We start from the raw sequence: 17,189 nt of genomic DNA on the forward strand, positions 1-17,189 counted from the left end.
TGGCAGGAGGCGTGATGGACAGTGTGGATCTGAATGTCCTGCGCAGCGTGCTCCAATGGCGCCGCGCCGGGCAGCGAGTGGTGTTGTACAGCGTGGTCCAGACCTGGGGCAGTGCCCCACGCCCGCCGGGGGCAATGCTGGCCTTGCGCGGCGATGGCGTGGTGATTGGCTCGGTCTCGGGTGGGTGCATCGAGGATGACTTGATCGCCCGTCTACAGGATGGCCGCCTGGCCGCTGACGGCCCGCCCGTGCAGTTGGTGACCTACGGCGTCACCCGCGATGAGGCGGCGCGTTTCGGCTTGCCGTGCGGCGGGACGTTGCGCCTGACCGAAGAGCGCGTGGACGATTGGGAGTGGGTCGCGCAGTTGCTGGCGCGCTGTGAGGACCATCAGATTGTCGCCCGGGAACTGAACCTGACCACCGGCGAAGTTATCTTGAGCGGCGCGAGCAAGACCGATGTGGTGAGTTTTGACGGCGAACGTTTGCGAGCGATCTACGGTCCGCGCTGGCGTCTGCTGTTGATCGGTGCCGGGCAACTGTCACGTTACGTGGCCGAAATGGCGCGCTTGCTGGATTTCGAGGTGCTGATCTGCGACCCGCGTGAAGAGTTCGTGTACGGCTGGGAGGAGCAGCATGGCCGCTTTGTACCGGGCATGCCGGATGAAGCGGTACTCACTATCCAGACCGATGAGCGTACAGCGATTGTCTGCCTCACCCATGACCCGCGCCTTGACGATATGGCCTTGCTGACCGCGTTGAACTCCAGTGCCTTCTACATCGGTGCGTTGGGATCGCGGGTCAACACTCAGAAACGCCGGGAAACCCTGGCTGCCCTGGGCTTATCGGCAGAGGCGATTGCGCGGCTGCACGGGCCGATCGGATTGCATATCGGCAGCCATACACCGGCGGAGATCGCGCTGTCGCTGATGGCGGAAATTGTCGCGATCAAAAACGGTGTGGCGCCGATGCAGAAGAAGCCCCTGCCGGTGCTGGCCGAGTGACGCTTGCGGCGATTGTGCTGGCGGCAGGGCAGGGCAGCCGGTTTCGCGCCGAGGCGGGGAAGGATCAGGATAAGTTGCTGGCGCCCTGCGTCGGTCGTGACGGCGTGACACGCCCGGTGATCGAACAGGTGCTGGTGAGTTTGCCGCCGAGTGTGGTGGAACGCTGGGTGGTGACCTCGCCTGAGCGTAAGGAAGTCATTCGGTTCGCCGAGGCTTACGGCTGCCAGGTCTTGCTGCTGGAATCGGCCGGCATGGGCGACAGTATTGCCGCAGGCGTTGCGGCCAGTGCAACGGCGCATGGCTGGCTGGTGGTACTGGGGGATATGCCGTTTATTCAGTCCTCGACCATTGAGCGGGTGATTGATGCCCTGGAAGGCATCAATGTGCCCCTGCATGCCGGGCGGTATGGACATCCAGTTGCGTTTGCTCACGCCTTCGGGCCTGCCTTGATGGCGTTGACGGGGGATCGCGGCGCCAAACCGCTGTTTACGCAGTCGTCGGTGAAGGAAGTACCAGTGGATGATCCGGGTGTGTTGTGGGACGTGGATGTGCCTGCGTTATTGCATTACCGCTGACCAAGCACGCACTAAAAAGCCCCGCCTGATCGCTCAGGCGGGGCTTTTTAGTGGCCGATGGAATCAGACGAGGGGTTTAGGCTCGTGCTCTTCTTCCTGGGTCTTGTGCTCTAGCACTGCTTCAGCGTCCGCTTGCTCAACCACGGTTTCAGCAACCGGGGCGGATGCTTCGACTACGACTGGAGCGGCGGCAGCTGCTGCAGCGGCGGCTTCAGCTTCCTTGCGACGGCGACGCACTTCACGTGGGTCGTTCGGCGCGCGGCCGTTTTCGGTCAGGGCGCTGACAGCAGGGGCTTCAACCGCAGGCGCTTCGACTTCAGCAACGGCCGGCGCTTCAACTACCGGCGCAGGTTCGGCAACCACTACCGGGGCCACTTCAACCGCGTCGGCAACCAGTGCAGGTGCTTCTTCTACGACTGGCGCAGGTGCGGGTGCTTCAACCGGGGCGGCGGGTTCGGCGGTCCATTGGAAGGCGGTCTGTTCTTCGCGAACTTCACGCACTGCCGGGGCGGCTTCTTCGACAACCGGGGCTTCAACAACCGGCGTTTCAGCAACGGTCTCAACCACTGGCTGAGGCTCAACCGCTGGCGCAGGTTCAGCGACAACAGCCTCGGTTTCCGGCTGGGCGTCGCGAAGCGGTGCTACTTCTACTTCCGGAACCACTGGTGCCTGGATCGGGGTAGTGGCTTCAACGACAGGCGTCTCAACCGCTGGAGTCTCGGCAACCGGCGTTTGTGCGGCAACGGTTTCTTCAACCGCGGCAGTGGCGCGTTCAGCCTGTTCGTGAGCCTGGGCTTCAGCCGGGGCGCTGATGACCGAGCTGGCAACGGCAGGGGTAACGGCCAGGCCGGCAGCCAGTTCGGCGCCAGACGGTTCGCCGGTGGCAGCTTCTGCGTTCTCGCCGGTCTCTTCCGAGCCTTCGATCACGTTGCCGTTGGCATCACGCTGACGCTCACGACGGTTGCTGCGACGACGCTGACCACGGGAACGGCGGCGTGGACGATCGCCTTCGGCGCCTTCCTGACCGTCTTCCTGCAGTTGCTCTTCGCCGGTCAGTACTTCCTCTTCTTCACTGGCGGCAGCGGCTTGTTCGGCGCGTGGTTGACGCTCTTCACGCGGCGGGCGCGGTTGGCGCTCTTCGCGGGGAGCGCGCTCTTCACGTGGCTGACGAGCCGGACGTTCTTCGGTGGAGGCGGCGGCTGCGCCAGCAACGGCTGGCGCGGCGTCCAGGGGCTCACGCAGTTCACGCACGCGCTCTTCACGCTCGCCACGTGGCTTGCGGTCTTCGCGTGGGGCGCGTGGTGTGCGCGGTGCGCGCTCTTCGCGCGGTGCACGTTCTTCACGGGCCACGGTCGGTGCGTCTTCACGGGCTTCGCGAGGTGCACGCTCTTCACGTGGCGCGCGTTCTTCACGCGGTGCACGCTCTTCGCGAGGCTTGCGCTCTTCGTCACGACGACCGTTGCGGTTACGGCTCTGCTGGCGACCGTTGCGACGCTCTTCGTTGCGTGCCGGACGCTCGGACGCTGGTTTTTCAACCACGACCGGAGCGGCAGGCTCTTCCTTGCTGGCGAACAGGCTGACCAACGACTTCACCAAGCCCTTGAACAGGCTTGGCTCGGGCAGGGTGGCCGGCGCGGCAACCGGAGCGGCGGCTTCAACCGGTACCGGTGCATTGGCACGGGCTGGCGCGGTCTTCACGGCTGCTTCCTGGCGAACCAGGGTGCGGGTCGCGGCGGCTGGCTGGACTTCTTCCACTTCGGCAGCGGCAGCGGCGATTTCATAGCTCGATTGGCCGCTGTGGGCCTCCGGGCTGTCGTCACGCAGGCGTTGCACTTCGAAGTGCGGCGTCTCGAGGTGATCGTTCGGCAGGATCACGATACGCGCACGGGTGCGCAGTTCGATCTTGGTGATCGAGTTGCGTTTTTCGTTGAGCAGGAACGCTGCAACCGGGATCGGCACTTGCGCGCGGACTTCGGCGGTGCGGTCTTTCAGGGCTTCTTCTTCGATCAGGCGCAGGATCGCCAGGGACAGCGATTCAACGTCACGGATGATGCCGGTGCCGTTGCAACGCGGGCAGACGATGCCGCTGCTTTCGCCCAGGGATGGGCGCAGGCGCTGACGGGACATTTCCAGCAGGCCGAAGCGCGAGATGCGGCCGACCTGCACACGAGCGCGGTCAGCTTCCAGGCATTCGCGGACTTTCTCTTCTACAGCGCGCTGGTTCTTGGCGGGGGTCATGTCGATGAAGTCGATCACGATCAGGCCGCCGATATCACGCAGGCGCAACTGGCGGGCGATTTCTTCAGCCGCTTCCAGGTTGGTCTGCAGGGCGGTTTCTTCGATGTCGCTGCCTTTGGTCGCACGCGCCGAGTTGATGTCGATGGACACCAAGGCTTCGGTCGGGTCGATCACGATGGAGCCGCCGGAAGGCAGTTCGACCACGCGCTGGAAAGCGGTTTCGATCTGGCTTTCGATCTGGAAACGGTTGAACAGCGGAACGCTGTCTTCGTAGAGCTTGATCTTGCTGGCGTACTGCGGCATCACCTGGCGGATGAAGGTCAGGGCTTCGTCCTGGGCTTCAACGCTGTCGATCAGTACTTCGCCGATGTCCTGGCGCAGGTAATCGCGAATAGCGCGGATGATCACGTTGCTTTCCTGATAGATCAGGAACGGCGCGGAACGATCCAGGGACGCTTCTTTGATGGCGGTCCACAGTTGCAGCAGGTAGTCGAGGTCCCACTGCATTTCTTCGCTGCTGCGGCCCAGGCCGGCAGTGCGCACGATCAGGCCCATGTCGGCCGGTGCGATCAGGCCGTTGAGCGCTTCACGCAGTTCGTTGCGCTCTTCGCCTTCGATGCGACGGGAGATACCGCCGGCACGTGGGTTGTTCGGCATCAGGACGAGGTAACGACCGGCCAGGCTGATGAAGGTGGTAAGGGCTGCGCCCTTGTTGCCACGTTCTTCTTTTTCGACCTGGACGATGACTTCCTGGCCTTCGCTCAGGACGTCCTTGATGTTCACGCGGCCTTCGGGGGCTTTCTTGAAGTATTCGCGGGAGATTTCTTTGAGGGGCAGGAAGCCGTGGCGCTCGGAGCCGAAATCGACAAAGGCAGCCTCAAGGCTTGGTTCGATGCGAGTAATACGGCCTTTATAGATGTTGGCCTTCTTTTGCTCGCGTGCACCGGATTCGATGTCCAGGTCGTAGAGGCGTTGGCCATCTACCAGTGCAACACGCAACTCTTCGGGTTGAGTTGCGTTAATCAGCATTCTTTTCATGTTGTACCGTCGGTTTCCGGGCTGCCGGAAACGGCGTTCGGCACACACGACTTCTCACGGTCGGTGTCAGGTGCGTCAAGAGTGGTTGGCCACTCCAGTGTCCAGCAAAACCAGCCAATTGGGCGGGCATCGCGACGGACGCGTCCTGCTTGTTAGCGGCGGTGACAAAGGCACCGCTTCAACAAAAGCTAAGGTCAGGAGGAGGAATCAACCGGCGACTGTGGACGAGATGAAGCGTCTAAATATAAGCCTAGTGCTACACGGTCCGACGGTTGTGCATCTCCACCCTACACGTATCCCTGATAATTCGGGTGCTGCCGCGCGCAGAATCCGCAGCGGGTTGGCATTTACCGTGTTCTCCAATGGGGAGTCCACGCTCATGGCTAAACAAGACTGAATGAAGGCGACTGCGCTCTCACTCAGCTCTTAACAGGCGTTGTTTCCGAAGCATTCGCCGTGGTCTGGTTCAAGACTGACTGCACTTTGTGAACTGGCCGTAAATATCGGCGCAGAAGGCGAGTATTCACTCTGCTTTCTGCACTCGCTTCAGGCCTCATGTCACCTGCGCTTGTTACAATCTTGAGCCTTCCACGGTGGCGAAAGCCCCGTAGGACGGCCTCGCGTCCTGATGAATTGCGATGGTCAGGGCCGGCAGTTTGCCGCAAGTCCTCTGTCCAGGCCGCTTTTGGCGGCGTTCGCGACTATAGCAGCAATGATTAAGTGCTTCAATTCCATAAAAAATTGTTATCATCGCCGCCATGACCACTACCGCCCCCCAGACCCCCAGCGTCCAGCTGCTTGAGGTCTCGCCGGAATATGCCGGCCAACGCATCGACAATTTTCTCCTGGCCAGGCTCAAAGGCGTGCCCAAGACCTTGATTTACCGCATCTTGCGTAAAGGCGAAGTGCGCGTGAACAAGGGCCGGATCAAGCCCGAGTACAAGCTGCAGGCGGGCGATATCGTCCGTGTGCCGCCGGTTCGCGTGCCTGAACGTGATGAGCCTGTTCCGCTGGCACAGGGCCTGCTGCAACGCCTGGAAGCCTCGATCATCTTCGAAGACAGCAAGCTGATCGTGATCAACAAGCCCTGCGGCATCGCGGTGCACGGTGGCAGCGGTTTGAACTTCGGCGTGATCGAAGCCTTTCGCCAGTTGCGTCCGGACGCCAAGGAGCTCGAGTTGGTCCATCGCCTGGACCGCGATACTTCCGGCCTGCTGATGATCGCCAAAAAGCGCAGCATGTTGCGCCACCTGCACACCGCCCTGCGCGGCGATGGCGTGGACAAGCGCTATATGGCGTTGGTGCGTGGTAATTGGGCCAGCTCGATCAAGAGCGTTCGCGCACCGTTGCAGAAGAGCAACCTGCGCTCCGGCGAACGTATGGTCGAAGTGGACGAGGAGGGCAAAGAAGCCCTGACCCTGTTCAAGGTGCTGCGCCGCTTCGGCGACTTCGCCACCATGGTCGAGGCCAAGCCCGTGACCGGGCGCACCCACCAGATTCGCGTGCATACCCTGCATGCAGGCCACTGCATCGCGGGCGACACCAAATACGGGGACGAAGGTTTCTCCAAGGAAATCCGTGATCTGGGTGGCAAGCGTCTTTTCTTGCACGCTTACATGCTTACCGTGCCGCTGCCGGATGGTGGTGAGTTGAAGCTGCAGGCGCCGGTCGACGAGATGTGGGCCAAGACTGTGGAGCGCTTGAGTGTCGCGCCTTGACTACAAACTGCTGATTTTTGATTGGGACGGGACGCTGGCCAACTCCATTGGTCGCATCGTTGAGTCGATGCACGTGGCCTCCACCCGTTCAGGCTTTGGGTTGTGCAGCGACCTGGCGGTCAAGGGCATCATCGGCCTGGGCTTGCCGGAGGCGATCCGCACCCTGTATCCCGACATCAGTGACGCTGAGTTGATAGTCTTTCGCGAGCATTACGCCGAGCACTACATTGCGCTGGAGGCCGAGCCTTCGCCGTTGTTCGAAGGTGTTGTGCAATCGCTGGAGGCGTTTCGAGTCGAGGGTTATCACCTGGCGGTCGCCACCGGCAAGGCGCGGCGCGGGCTGGATCGCGTGCTCAAGGCCCATGGCTGGGAAAACTATTTCGATATCACCCGTGCCGCGGATGAAACCGCCAGCAAGCCTCATCCTCTGATGTTGGAGCAGATTCTGGCGCATTGTGGTGTGTCGCCACGTGAGGCGCTGATGGTGGGGGATGCCTCCTTTGACCTGATGATGGCGCGCAACGCCGGCATGGACAGTGTGGCGGTCAGCTATGGCGCCCAATCCGCCGAGGCGTTGCAGGCATACGAGCCCAGGGTCACGATCGATCATTTTTCGCAATTGCAGGCCTGGCTCAGCCAGGCCCGATAAGTCTTAGCTGGGGTTGATGGCACATGAGTGACGAGTGGAAAGCGCCCGAGAAGGCCGACAACGGTGACGACAAGAGCTGGAAGCTGCTGGAGAAAACCCTCCTGGCCAGCGTGCAGGAGCAGCGTCGCGCAAGGCGCTGGGGGATCTTTTTCAAGCTGCTGACCTTCACTTACCTGCTGCTCATGCTGGCGCTGTTCAGTCCGCTGGTGGACATGGAAAAAAGCGCGAGCCGTGGTGCCAATTACACCGCGCTGATCGAAGTGCGTGGCGTGATTGCCGACAAGGAACCGGCCAGCGCCGATAACATCGTTGGCAGTCTGCGTGCGGCGTTTGAAGATCCCAAGGTCAAGGGCGTGATCCTGCGCATCAACAGTCCTGGCGGCAGCCCGGTGCAGTCAGGGTATGTGTATGACGAAATTCGTCGCCTGCGCGCACTGCACCCGGATACCAAGCTGTATGCGGTGATTTCCGATCTCGGTGCCTCGGGTGCTTATTACATCGCCAGCGCTGCTGATCAGATCTACGCCGACAAGGCCAGTCTGGTGGGCTCCATTGGTGTGACGGCGGCCGGTTACGGCTTTGTCGGCACCATGGAGAAGCTGGGTGTTGAGCGTCGTACCTACACGTCGGGCGAGCACAAGGCGTTCCTTGATCCGTTCCAGCCACAAAAGGCGGATGAAACCCAGTTCTGGCAGAGCGTGCTCGACACCACCCATCGTCAGTTCATTGCCAGCGTGAAGCAGGGGCGCGGCGATCGTCTGAAGGATAAAGACCATCCGGAGCTGTTTTCCGGGTTGATCTGGTCCGGTGAGCAAGCCTTGCCGCTGGGGTTGATCGATGGATTGGGCAGTGCCAGTTCGGTGGCGCGCGACGTGATTGGCGAGAAGGAGTTGGTGGATTTTACGGTTGAGGAGTCGCCGTTTGATCGTTTCTCCAAGAAGCTGGGTGCCAGCGTGGCTGAAAAGCTGGCGCTGTATATGGGCTTCCAGGGCCCCACCCTGCGCTGATATCCAAGCCAGCGGTAGCTCAAAATGTGGGAAGGGGCCAGGTTCTCTCCCACATTGGCATTCAGGGTGCGCCTAAGGGATTTGCACGCCTTCGCTCAGCAGCATATCGACCAGTCGGATCAGTGGCAGGCCGACAAGGCTGGTCGCATCCGGCCCTTCGGTGCTTTGGAACAAGCTCACGCCCAGCCCTTCGGCCTTGAAGCTGCCCGCGCAGTCGTAGGGCTGTTCGGCGCGCAGATAGCGCTCGATGCGCGCTCCGTCCAGTTCGCGCATGTGTACGGTAAAAGGAACGCAGTCCACCTGGCATTGCCCGGTCTCGCTGTTCAGCAGCGCCAGGCCTGTGAGGAAGCTCACGCGCTTGCCGCTGGCGGCCAGTAACTGCTCGCGGGCGTTTTCAAAGGTGTGTGGCTTGCCGATAATGCGGCCTTCCAATGCAGCGACCTGGTCTGAGCCGATAATCAAGTGGCCTGGATAGTTGTCGGCGAGGGCGCGGGCTTTCTCCTCGGCGAGGCGCTTGACCAGCTCCATGGCCGACTCATTTGCGCGATGGCTTTCGTCGATATCCGGCGAACCGCAGATGAACGGCAGGTGCAGGCGGCTCAGTAATTCCCGGCGATAAACCGAGCTGGAAGCGAGTAATAAAGGCAGCATGGGCGTCTCCTCAGGGCAGCGCAGAATTCTAGCGGGGCGACCGGCTGACGCACAGGGCTGAATTTCCTTTGACATGGCCGGGGGCATCCCTATAATGCTGCGCCTATGTTGAATGACCCGATTCCACCTCACGTTGACCCGCGCAAATTGGCTGATCGTGGCACCACCCTTCAAGGTGAGGTGCTGCTGGCCGATTTGGAGAGACTCTGCGACCCGCTTTCCGACACTGTCGGTACGGTGCAGGCCAAATTCGTTTTTGAACGAGATGAACGTAAGTCTGTGGTAATCCACAGCATTATCGACACCGAAGTCAAAATGGTTTGCCAGCGTTGTCTTGAGCTGGTCACCCTGCCGATCCACAGCGAATGCAGTTACGCCGTGGTGAAAGAGGGTGCGAATACCCAGTCGTTGCCGAAAGGTTATGACGTGCTGGAACTGGGCGAAGATCCATTGGATCTGCATGCACTGATCGAGGAGGAGCTTCTGCTCGCCTTGCCCATTGTGCCTGCTCATCATCCGGAAGAATGCCAGCAGCCGGAGGGCCTTGATGACGAGGCCGAGCCGAGCGAGGACGAGGTAACGCGGTCCAACCCGTTCAGTGTATTGGCGCAGTTAAAGCGTGACCCAAACGTTTAGGAGTTAATCAATTATGGCTGTTCAGCAGAACAAAAAATCCCGCTCTGCCCGTGACATGCGTCGTTCGCACGACGCCCTGACGGCAAGCACTCTGTCCGTAGAAAAAACCACCGGTGAAATTCACCTGCGTCACCACGTATCGCCAGAAGGCGTATACCGTGGCCGTAAAGTGATCGACAAGGGCGCTGACGAGTAATCACTTGTCTGCTCAAGTCATCGCGATTGACGCAATGGGCGGGGACTTCGGTCCCCGCAGCATTGTTCAGGCCTGCATTGCCAGCCTGTCAGCTACGCCCTCGCTGCACCTGACCCTTGTCGGTCAACCCTCACTCCTTGAAGAATTGATTGCCAGCCATCCGGCGGTGGATCGCGTGCGCCTGACGGTTACGCCAGCCAGCGAAGCCATCACCATGGATGAAAAACCGGCGACAGCCCTGCGCGGCAAGCCTGACTCTTCGATGCGTGTGGCCCTGGAGCTGTTGCGTGACGGCAAGGTGCAAGCGTGTGTCAGTGCCGGTAATACCGGGGCATTGATGGCCCTGTCGCGGCACGTGCTCAAGACGTTGCCGGGCATTGACCGGCCGGCGATGGTTGCGGCGATCCCGACGCAGAAAGGCTATTGCCAGTTGCTGGATCTGGGCGCGAATGTGGATTGCAGTGCCGAGCACCTGTTCCAGTTCGCCGTGATGGGCTCGGTGGCCGCTGAAGCGCTCGGCGTGGCCCGCCCGCGCGTGGCCTTGCTGAATATCGGTACCGAAGACATCAAGGGCAACCAGCAGGTCAAGCTTGCCGCCACGTTGTTGCAGGGCGCGCGCGGCTTGAACTACGTCGGCTTTGTCGAGGGTGATGGGTTGTACCGCGGCGAAGCGGATGTCGTGGTATGCGACGGGTTCGTCGGTAATATCCTGCTCAAATCCAGCGAAGGCCTGGCGACCATGATCGCCACGCGTATTGAAGCTTTGTTCAAGCAGAATCTGGCATCGCGCATCGTAGGGGCTTTGGCTCTGCCGTTGATGCGGCGATTGCAGGCTGACCTGGCACCGGCGCGACACAATGGCGCGAGCTTTCTGGGGTTGCAGGGCATTGTGGTGAAAAGCCACGGGTCTGCCGGGGTGGAAGGCTTTCAGAGTGCGATTGCACGGGCCTTGATCGAGATCCAGGAGAACCTGCCGCACCGTTTGCACGGCCGTCTTGAGGATCTGTTGTCTTAGGCGAATTGGCCCGGGAGTGCTTAAATGTGACCGGCCAGTTCAATTGACCATCCAATCTGTCAGTTTCGTTCGCTCCCACCGTAGGAGCGACCATTTTTGACGACCAGATCATTAGGGGCTTGTTACATGTCTACATCCCTCGCATTCGTCTTTCCAGGGCAGGGTTCGCAGTCCCTCGGCATGTTGGCCGAGTTGGGCGCGCAATATCCGCTGATCCTGGACACTTTCAAGGAAGCTTCCGAGGCCCTGGGTTACGACCTGTGGGCGCTTACCCAACAAGGGCCGGAAGAGCAGCTCAATCAAACCGACAAAACCCAGCCGGCCATTCTGACCGCTTCGATCGCCTTGTGGCGCTTGTGGCTGGCCGAAGGCGGCGCGCGTCCGGCATTTGTGGCCGGTCACAGCCTGGGCGAATACAGCGCCCTGGTAGCGGCGGGCAGCCTGACCCTGGGTGAGGCGGTCAAGCTGGTCGAGCGTCGTGGTCAACTGATGCAAGAAGCCGTTCCGGCCGGGCAGGGCGGCATGGCCGCGATCCTGGGGCTGGACGACGCGGTCGTGATCGAAGCCTGTGCCGAAGCGGCTCAGGGTGAAGTGGTCAGCGCGGTGAACTTCAACTCCCCTGGTCAGGTGGTGATCGCGGGCGCCAAGGCGGCTGTCGAGCGTGCCATCGAGGGTTGCAAGGCCCGTGGCGCCAAGCGTGCGTTGCCGTTACCGGTAAGCGTGCCGTCCCACTGCGAACTGATGCGTCCGGCCGCCGAACGTTTTGCCGAGTCCATTGCCGCCATTAACTGGCAAGCGCCGCAGATCCCGCTGGTGCAGAACGTCAGTGCGGCCGTGGCTGCCGACCTTGAGACGCTCAAGCGCGACCTGCTGGAGCAACTCTACAAGCCGGTACGCTGGGTTGAATCGGTTCAGACCCTGGCCGCCAAGGGCGCCACTGAACTGGTCGAGTGCGGCCCGGGCAAAGTCCTGGCCGGCCTGAACAAGCGCTGCGCCGAGGGCGTGTCGACTGCCAACCTCAATACCCCGGATGCCTTCGCTGCCGCTCGTGCGGCGCTGGCCTGACCCCCGAACTTAGGAGAAGCCTGCATGAGTCTGCAAGGTAAAGTTGCACTGGTTACCGGCGCGAGCCGTGGCATTGGCCAGGCGATTGCCCTGGAACTGGGCCGTCAGGGTGCCGTCGTGATCGGTACCGCCACTTCTGCTTCGGGTGCCGAGCGTATCGCTGCGACCCTGAAGGAAAACGGCGTTCAAGGCACCGGCCTTGAGCTGAACGTGACCAGCGATGAGTCCGTGGCGGCGGTACTGGCCCAGATCACCGCACAGTTCGGCGCGCCGTCGATTCTGGTGAATAACGCCGGTATCACCCGCGACAACCTGATGATGCGCATGAAAGACGACGAGTGGTACGACGTGGTCGATACGAACTTGAACAGTCTGTTCCGCCTCTCCAAGGGCGTTTTGCGTGGCATGACCAAGGCGCGTTGGGGCCGAATTATCAATATTGGCTCCGTAGTGGGTGCCATGGGCAACGCAGGCCAAGTAAACTATGCAGCCGCCAAGGCCGGTCTGGAAGGTTTCAGCCGTGCATTGGCGCGTGAAGTCGGCTCGCGGTCGATTACAGTCAACTCGGTGGCCCCAGGGTTCATCGACACCGACATGACCCGCGAACTGCCGGAAGCACAGCGTGAAGCGCTGCTGACGCAGATTCCGCTGGGCCGTCTGGGTCAGGCTCAAGAGATCGCGAATGTGGTCACTTTCCTGGCATCCGACGGTGCGGCATACGTGACTGGGGCTACAATCCCAGTTAACGGCGGGATGTACATGAGCTAAATTGTGACGGATCGCTTCAAAAAAATGTCATACGAGCTGTCTAAAATCCGTTATAAAGCTGCAACTTAATTTATAGGCAGGTGGTCTGGCGGGTACAGGGTGAAGCTTTCAGTTGAAAAGCTGAAATGGCTTTCTATACACTTACCCACTGGCCAGCTGCCTGAATTTGTCCATTAGGAGTTAAACAAGGTATGAGCACCATCGAAGAGCGCGTCAAGAAAATCGTTGCCGAGCAACTGGGCGTTAAAGAAGAAGAAGTGGTCAACACTGCTTCCTTCGTTGAAGACCTGGGTGCCGATTCCCTTGACACCGTTGAGCTGGTGATGGCTCTGGAAGAGGAATTCGAGACCGAAATCCCGGACGAAGAAGCTGAAAAAATCACTACTGTTCAAGCTGCTATCGACTACGTTACCAGCCACCAGGCGTAATAGTTTGTAGTCGTCGCTTGCTGTTAGGGAAAAACCGCACTGCTGTAACGGCGTGCGGTTTTTTCTTTAGCGCGGATGAACAGTAGGCTCTGAAGCAAAGTGTCGTCATTAGAAAAAGGAGAGTGCTGTGTCGCGTAGACGCGTCGTAGTCACCGGTATGGGTATGTTGTCGCCACTGGGTACGGATGTGCCGAGCAGTTGGCAGGGCATTCTGGCTGGCCGCAGTGGTATTGGTCTGATCGAACACACGGACCTTTCTGCCTATTCCACCCGTTTTGGCGGCTCGGTAAAGGGCTTCAATGTCGAGGAATATCTCTCGATCAAGGAATCCCGCAAACTCGACCTGTTCATTCAGTACGGCCTGGCAGCCGGTTTTCAGGCAGTGCGTAACGCCGGCCTGGAAGTCACCGACGCCAACCGTGAGCGCATCGGCGTGGCCATGGGCTCGGGTATTGGCGGTCTGACCAATATCGAAGAAACCAGCCGCACGCTGCATGATTCCGGCCCGCGTCGAATTTCACCGTTCTTCGTGCCTGGCTCGATCATCAATATGATTTCCGGTTTCCTGTCCATCCACTTGGGTGCGCAGGGGCCTAACTACGCGATTGCGACGGCGTGCACCACGGGCACTCACTGCATCGGCATGGCGGCGCGCAACATCGCCTATGACGAAGCTGACGTGATGATCGCCGGTGGCGCCGAAATGGCGGCCTGCGGCCTTGGCATGGGCGGCTTCGGTGCTTCCCGAGCGCTGTCGACCCGCAATGACGAGCCGGCCCGTGCCAGCCGTCCATGGGACAAGGGCCGCGATGGCTTCGTGCTGGCCGACGGTGCCGGTGCGCTGGTCCTGGAAGAGTTGGAGCACGCCAAGGCGCGCGGTGCCACCATCTACGCCGAACTGATCGGTTTTGGCATGAGCGGTGATGCCTACCACATGACCTCGCCACCGTCTGACGGTGCCGGTGCTGCGCGCTGCATCACCAACGCTCTGCGCGATGCCAAGGTCAATGCGGACCAGGTGCAGTACATCAACGCTCATGGCACTTCGACACCGACCGGCGACCTGGCGGAAGCCGAGGCCATCAAGTCGGTGTTCGGTGAGCACGCCTACAAGCTGGCGGTCAGTTCCACCAAATCCATGACGGGTCACCTGTTGGGCGCGGCGGGCGCGGTCGAGGCGATCTTCAGCGTCATGGCCATCAAGGATCAGGTTGCTCCGCCGACCATCAACCTTGACGAGCCGGATGAAGGATGCGACCTGAACTTCGTGCCCCATGAGCCGCAACCGATGCCGATCGACGTGGCGATCTCCAACTCGTTCGGCTTTGGTGGCACCAACGGTTCCCTGGTGTTCCGCCGGTTCGCCGAGTGATGCACAGCTGGGTCGACGGTCAGCCGGCGGACAGTGCTCCGCTGAAAGATCGCGGCCTGGCGTATGGCGATGGTGTGTTCGAGACCATCGCCGTCAAGGCCGGGCAGTCTGTACTGCTCGACCGCCACCTGCAGCGCCTCCATGAGGGCTGCATGCGCCTCGCGTTGGCCGCGGACCAAGGGTTGATCCGCAGCGAAGTACTGGCCTACGCCGACGCGCTTGGCGAGGGCGTTCTCAAATTGATTCTTACCCGTGGCGACAGTCTGCGCGGTTATGGCATCAACCCTGACGCGCCGGTGCGTCGCATTCTGCAGGGCAGTCCGCCTGCTAACTATCCCCCCGCCCATGGAATCGAAGGTATCCGCCTGTTTCCGTGTGCGACCCGTTTAGCCGAGCAGCCGCTGCTGGCGGGCCTCAAGCACCTTAATCGCCTGGAACAGGTAATTGCCCGCGCCGAATGGCGGGATATCGAGCACGCCGAAGGGCTGATGCTGGATATGTCCGGACGGGTGATCGAAGGTGTATTCAGCAACCTGTTCCTGGTGCGTAACGGCTTGTTACTAACCGCCGATCTGAATCGTTGCGGTGTTGCCGGCGTGATGCGCGCCGAGATCCTGGCCCAGGCAGAGGCGCTGGGCATCCCGGTGGCCGTGGCCGACATTTCTGTCGAGCAGTTGCAGCAGGCCGACGAAGTCTTTGTATGCAACAGCGTTTATGGCATTTGGCCGGTGCGCAGCTGCGCAGCGATGAGCTGGTCGGTTGGGCCGCTCACCCGTAAACTGCAGGGCATTGTTCGCGCACTATTGGATATTTAAGTTGATACGAAAACTGGTTGTACTGCTGCTGATCTGCGTGTTCTCGGCGGCATTGCTGTTGGGCTTTGCTGCCTGGAAATACGACGCTGCTTTGAAGCAGCCGTTGAATCTGACCCAGGAGCAATTGCTTGATGTGCCGGCGGGGGCTACCCCCACCGGCACCTTCAATCGCCTCGAAGCCGACGGCGTGCTCGACGGCGCTTTCTGGCTGCGCCTGTACTGGCGTTTCAATCTCGACGGCCAGCCCCTGCACAGTGGCGAATACCGCATGACCCCCGGCATGACCGCCCAAGGCCTGATCGGCCTGTGGCAGCGTGGCGAAGTGGTGCAATACAGTTTGACCCTGGTTGAAGGCTGGAACTTCCGCCAGGTGCGCGCGGCGCTGGCCAAGCATGAAAAAATCGTGCAGAGCCTCTCGGGCCTCAGCGACAGCGAAGTGATGGACAAGCTGGGCCACCCCGGCGTGTTTCCTGAGGGGCGATTCTTTCCCGATACCTACCGCTTCGTGCGTGGCATGACCGACGTCGAATTCCTCAAAAAAGCCTACAACCGCCTCGACGACGTGCTCGCCCAAGAGTGGAGCAAGCGCGCCGCTGATGTGCCGTACACCGACCCTTACCAAGCCCTGATCATGGCCTCGCTGGTCGAGAAAGAGACCGGTGTACCGGAAGAACGGGGGCAGATTGCCGGCGTGTTCGTTCGCCGCCTGAAGATCGGCATGCTGCTGCAGACCGACCCCACGGTGATCTACGGCCTGGGTGAGCGTTACAACGGCAAATTGACCCGCGCCCACCTCAAAGAAGCCAACCCTTACAACACCTACATGGTCTCCGGACTGCCGCCGACGCCGATCGCCATGGTCGGTCGCGAGGCGATCCATGCCGCGCTGAACCCGGTGCCGGGCAGCAGCCTGTATTTCGTGGCACGGGGTGATGGCAGTCATATTTTCTCCGATGACCTGGATGCGCATAATGCTGCGGTGCGTGAGTTCCAGCTCAAGCGCCGTGCCGATTACCGTTCCAGCCCGGCACCGGTGGTCAAACCTGCCGAAGACGTCGTGCCGCCCGCTGATGCACCCGCCGAGCCCGTGCCGGACACCGCCGCACCGCAAAGCCCGCAATGACTCTGACTAAGGACTGCCTGTGACTGGCTTGTTTATTACCCTGGAAGGCCCGGAAGGCGCCTTATATCTCTTGGTGAGTCAACGTAAACCAGTGTCGTTATAGTCTCCTATAGAAAAATGTAAACTACCCACATAGGGTAATTATTCTGGTGATAAGGCGTACAGTCCTTATTGCACGTACGTTTTAGTCCTTGACGCCTATCTGACTCGTCTCCATCATGTAAACCACTTAAGTCTTTCTGCAGTGGTGAATCTCAATGTCAAATGGATGCCTGATCGTCTGCGACGGTAATAACGGAGCTGGTAAATCGTCGGTGATCAAGCATCTCAGCGGGTGGTTGAGCGAGGCGGGTCATCACGTTTTAGTGACGCGTGAGCCTGGTGGAACTCCGATTGGAGAAAAGATCAGGGAGGTGGTACTTGATCCATCCACCCCTGAGCTTTGCGATACGACTGAACTGCTTCTGTTTGCCGCTGCTAGGGCTCAGCACCTTCAAGAGAAAATCATCCCAGCCATTGAGGGTGGAGCGATTGTGATCTGTGACCGCTTCACACCCGCCACCATCGCATTTCAGCACTTTGGTCGAGGCCTGCCATTGGATCGTGTACTGGCGATCAATGAGATCGCTCTGGGTGGCTTCAAGCCTGACTTGAATATCATTTTAGATATCGATCCTGCGGTAGGCATGCAGCGTGTCGCCGGCCGGGGAGAGGTCTTGGACAGGATGGAGTTGCAGAAGGCTGAGTTCCTATCGCGTGCTCGTCATGGCTTTCTAGTCCAAGCCCAGGAAAATCCAGACACCTTTGCGGTTGTGGACGCCTCTCAAAGTTTTGAGGCTGTTGCTGCAGACATAAGAGCGGTAGTAGAGGAGTTGTTGGCTCGCTTGGTATAAC

General features: G+C 60.4%; 17 protein-coding genes. 15 read left to right on the plus strand and 2 right to left on the minus strand.

Going from position 1 to position 17,189, the window contains the following annotated elements:
* Positions 1-14 precede the first annotated feature (14 nt).
* Both KZX66_RS22180 and KZX66_RS22185 read left to right on the plus strand, forming a co-directional pair.
* On the plus strand, positions 15-1,001 hold the full coding sequence (locus KZX66_RS22180; protein WP_248083400.1) for an XdhC family protein: 987 nt from the start codon (positions 15-17) through the stop codon (positions 999-1,001).
* Positions 998-1,576 carry a nucleotidyltransferase family protein gene (locus KZX66_RS22185; protein WP_248083401.1) on the plus strand — a complete coding sequence of 193 codons (579 nt, stop codon included), beginning with the start codon at positions 998-1,000 and terminating at the stop codon, positions 1,574-1,576. The genes KZX66_RS22180 and KZX66_RS22185 overlap by 4 nt, the downstream gene beginning before the upstream one ends.
* A 63-nt stretch (positions 1,577-1,639) precedes the next feature.
* Here the strand turns inward: KZX66_RS22185 and rne are convergent, their stop codons facing one another.
* A complete protein-coding gene (gene rne, locus KZX66_RS22190; protein ID WP_248083402.1) occupies positions 1,640-4,852 on the minus strand; it encodes a ribonuclease E in 3,213 nt (1,070 codons plus the stop codon).
* 758 nt (positions 4,853-5,610) lie between these two features.
* Here rne and rluC point away from each other — a divergent pair.
* The 3 genes from rluC to KZX66_RS22205 are packed head-to-tail and all read left to right on the plus strand — an operon-like array spanning position 5,611 to position 8,226.
* Positions 5,611-6,570 carry a 23S rRNA pseudouridine(955/2504/2580) synthase RluC gene (gene rluC, locus KZX66_RS22195; protein WP_248083403.1) on the plus strand — a complete coding sequence of 320 codons (960 nt, stop codon included), beginning with the start codon at positions 5,611-5,613 and terminating at the stop codon, positions 6,568-6,570.
* The gene (locus KZX66_RS22200; RefSeq protein ID WP_248083404.1) at positions 6,557-7,219 is read left to right on the plus strand and encodes an HAD-IA family hydrolase; all 663 of its coding nucleotides are present in this window, start codon (positions 6,557-6,559) and stop codon (positions 7,217-7,219) included. Before rluC ends, KZX66_RS22200 begins: the two co-directional genes overlap by 14 nt.
* 23 nt (positions 7,220-7,242) lie before the next feature.
* Entirely contained in the window at positions 7,243-8,226 is a 984-nt protein-coding gene (locus tag KZX66_RS22205; RefSeq protein ID WP_248083405.1) for a S49 family peptidase, read from the plus strand.
* A gap of 72 nt (positions 8,227-8,298) precedes the next feature.
* Here KZX66_RS22205 and KZX66_RS22210 read toward each other — a convergent pair whose 3' ends face one another.
* Positions 8,299-8,877, minus strand: coding sequence for a nucleoside triphosphate pyrophosphatase (locus KZX66_RS22210; RefSeq protein ID WP_248083406.1), 579 nt, complete (start codon positions 8,875-8,877; stop codon positions 8,299-8,301).
* Positions 8,878-8,982: 105 nt separating this feature from the next.
* Here KZX66_RS22210 and KZX66_RS22215 point away from each other — a divergent pair, with 105 nt between their 5' ends.
* The 10 genes from KZX66_RS22215 (at position 8,983) to tmk (ending at position 17,188) form a co-directional block, all read left to right on the plus strand.
* Positions 8,983-9,513 (plus strand): YceD family protein, encoded by a 531-nt coding sequence (locus KZX66_RS22215; protein WP_034120803.1) that lies wholly within the window; start codon positions 8,983-8,985, stop codon positions 9,511-9,513.
* A 13-nt stretch (positions 9,514-9,526) separates the two neighbouring features.
* Entirely contained in the window at positions 9,527-9,709 is a 183-nt protein-coding gene (gene rpmF, locus KZX66_RS22220; RefSeq protein WP_008152339.1) for a 50S ribosomal protein L32, read from the plus strand.
* A 4-nt stretch (positions 9,710-9,713) separates the two neighbouring features.
* A complete protein-coding gene (gene plsX / locus KZX66_RS22225) occupies positions 9,714-10,724 on the plus strand; it encodes a phosphate acyltransferase PlsX (protein ID WP_248083407.1) in 1,011 nt (336 codons plus the stop codon).
* A gap of 126 nt (positions 10,725-10,850) precedes the next feature.
* Positions 10,851-11,789: an ACP S-malonyltransferase gene (gene fabD / locus KZX66_RS22230; protein WP_248083408.1), complete on the plus strand. Its 939-nt coding sequence runs from the start codon at positions 10,851-10,853 to the stop codon at positions 11,787-11,789.
* A gap of 24 nt (positions 11,790-11,813) precedes the next feature.
* On the plus strand, positions 11,814-12,557 hold the full coding sequence (gene fabG / locus KZX66_RS22235) for a 3-oxoacyl-ACP reductase FabG (RefSeq protein ID WP_094066820.1): 744 nt from the start codon (positions 11,814-11,816) through the stop codon (positions 12,555-12,557).
* A 191-nt stretch (positions 12,558-12,748) separates the two neighbouring features.
* On the plus strand, positions 12,749-12,985 hold the full coding sequence (gene acpP / locus KZX66_RS22240; protein ID WP_003175607.1) for an acyl carrier protein: 237 nt from the start codon (positions 12,749-12,751) through the stop codon (positions 12,983-12,985).
* Positions 12,986-13,112: 127 nt separating this feature from the next.
* Complete coding sequence (gene fabF / locus KZX66_RS22245) at positions 13,113-14,357, plus strand: beta-ketoacyl-ACP synthase II (RefSeq protein WP_248083409.1); 1,245 nt, start codon at positions 13,113-13,115, stop codon at positions 14,355-14,357.
* Complete coding sequence (gene pabC / locus KZX66_RS22250; RefSeq protein ID WP_248083410.1) at positions 14,357-15,172, plus strand: aminodeoxychorismate lyase; 816 nt, start codon at positions 14,357-14,359, stop codon at positions 15,170-15,172. The genes fabF and pabC overlap by 1 nt, the downstream gene beginning before the upstream one ends.
* Position 15,173: 1 nt before the next feature.
* Positions 15,174-16,295 carry an endolytic transglycosylase MltG gene (mltG, locus tag KZX66_RS22255; protein WP_248083411.1) on the plus strand — a complete coding sequence of 374 codons (1,122 nt, stop codon included), beginning with the start codon at positions 15,174-15,176 and terminating at the stop codon, positions 16,293-16,295.
* A 257-nt stretch (positions 16,296-16,552) separates the two neighbouring features.
* Complete coding sequence (gene tmk / locus KZX66_RS22260; protein WP_110624300.1) at positions 16,553-17,188, plus strand: dTMP kinase; 636 nt, start codon at positions 16,553-16,555, stop codon at positions 17,186-17,188.
* Position 17,189: the final 1 nt, after the last annotated feature.

Origin of the sequence: Pseudomonas sp. EYE_354 (assembly GCF_023148575.1) — a bacterium.
In the GTDB taxonomy this organism is placed as follows: domain Bacteria; phylum Pseudomonadota; class Gammaproteobacteria; order Pseudomonadales; family Pseudomonadaceae; genus Aquipseudomonas.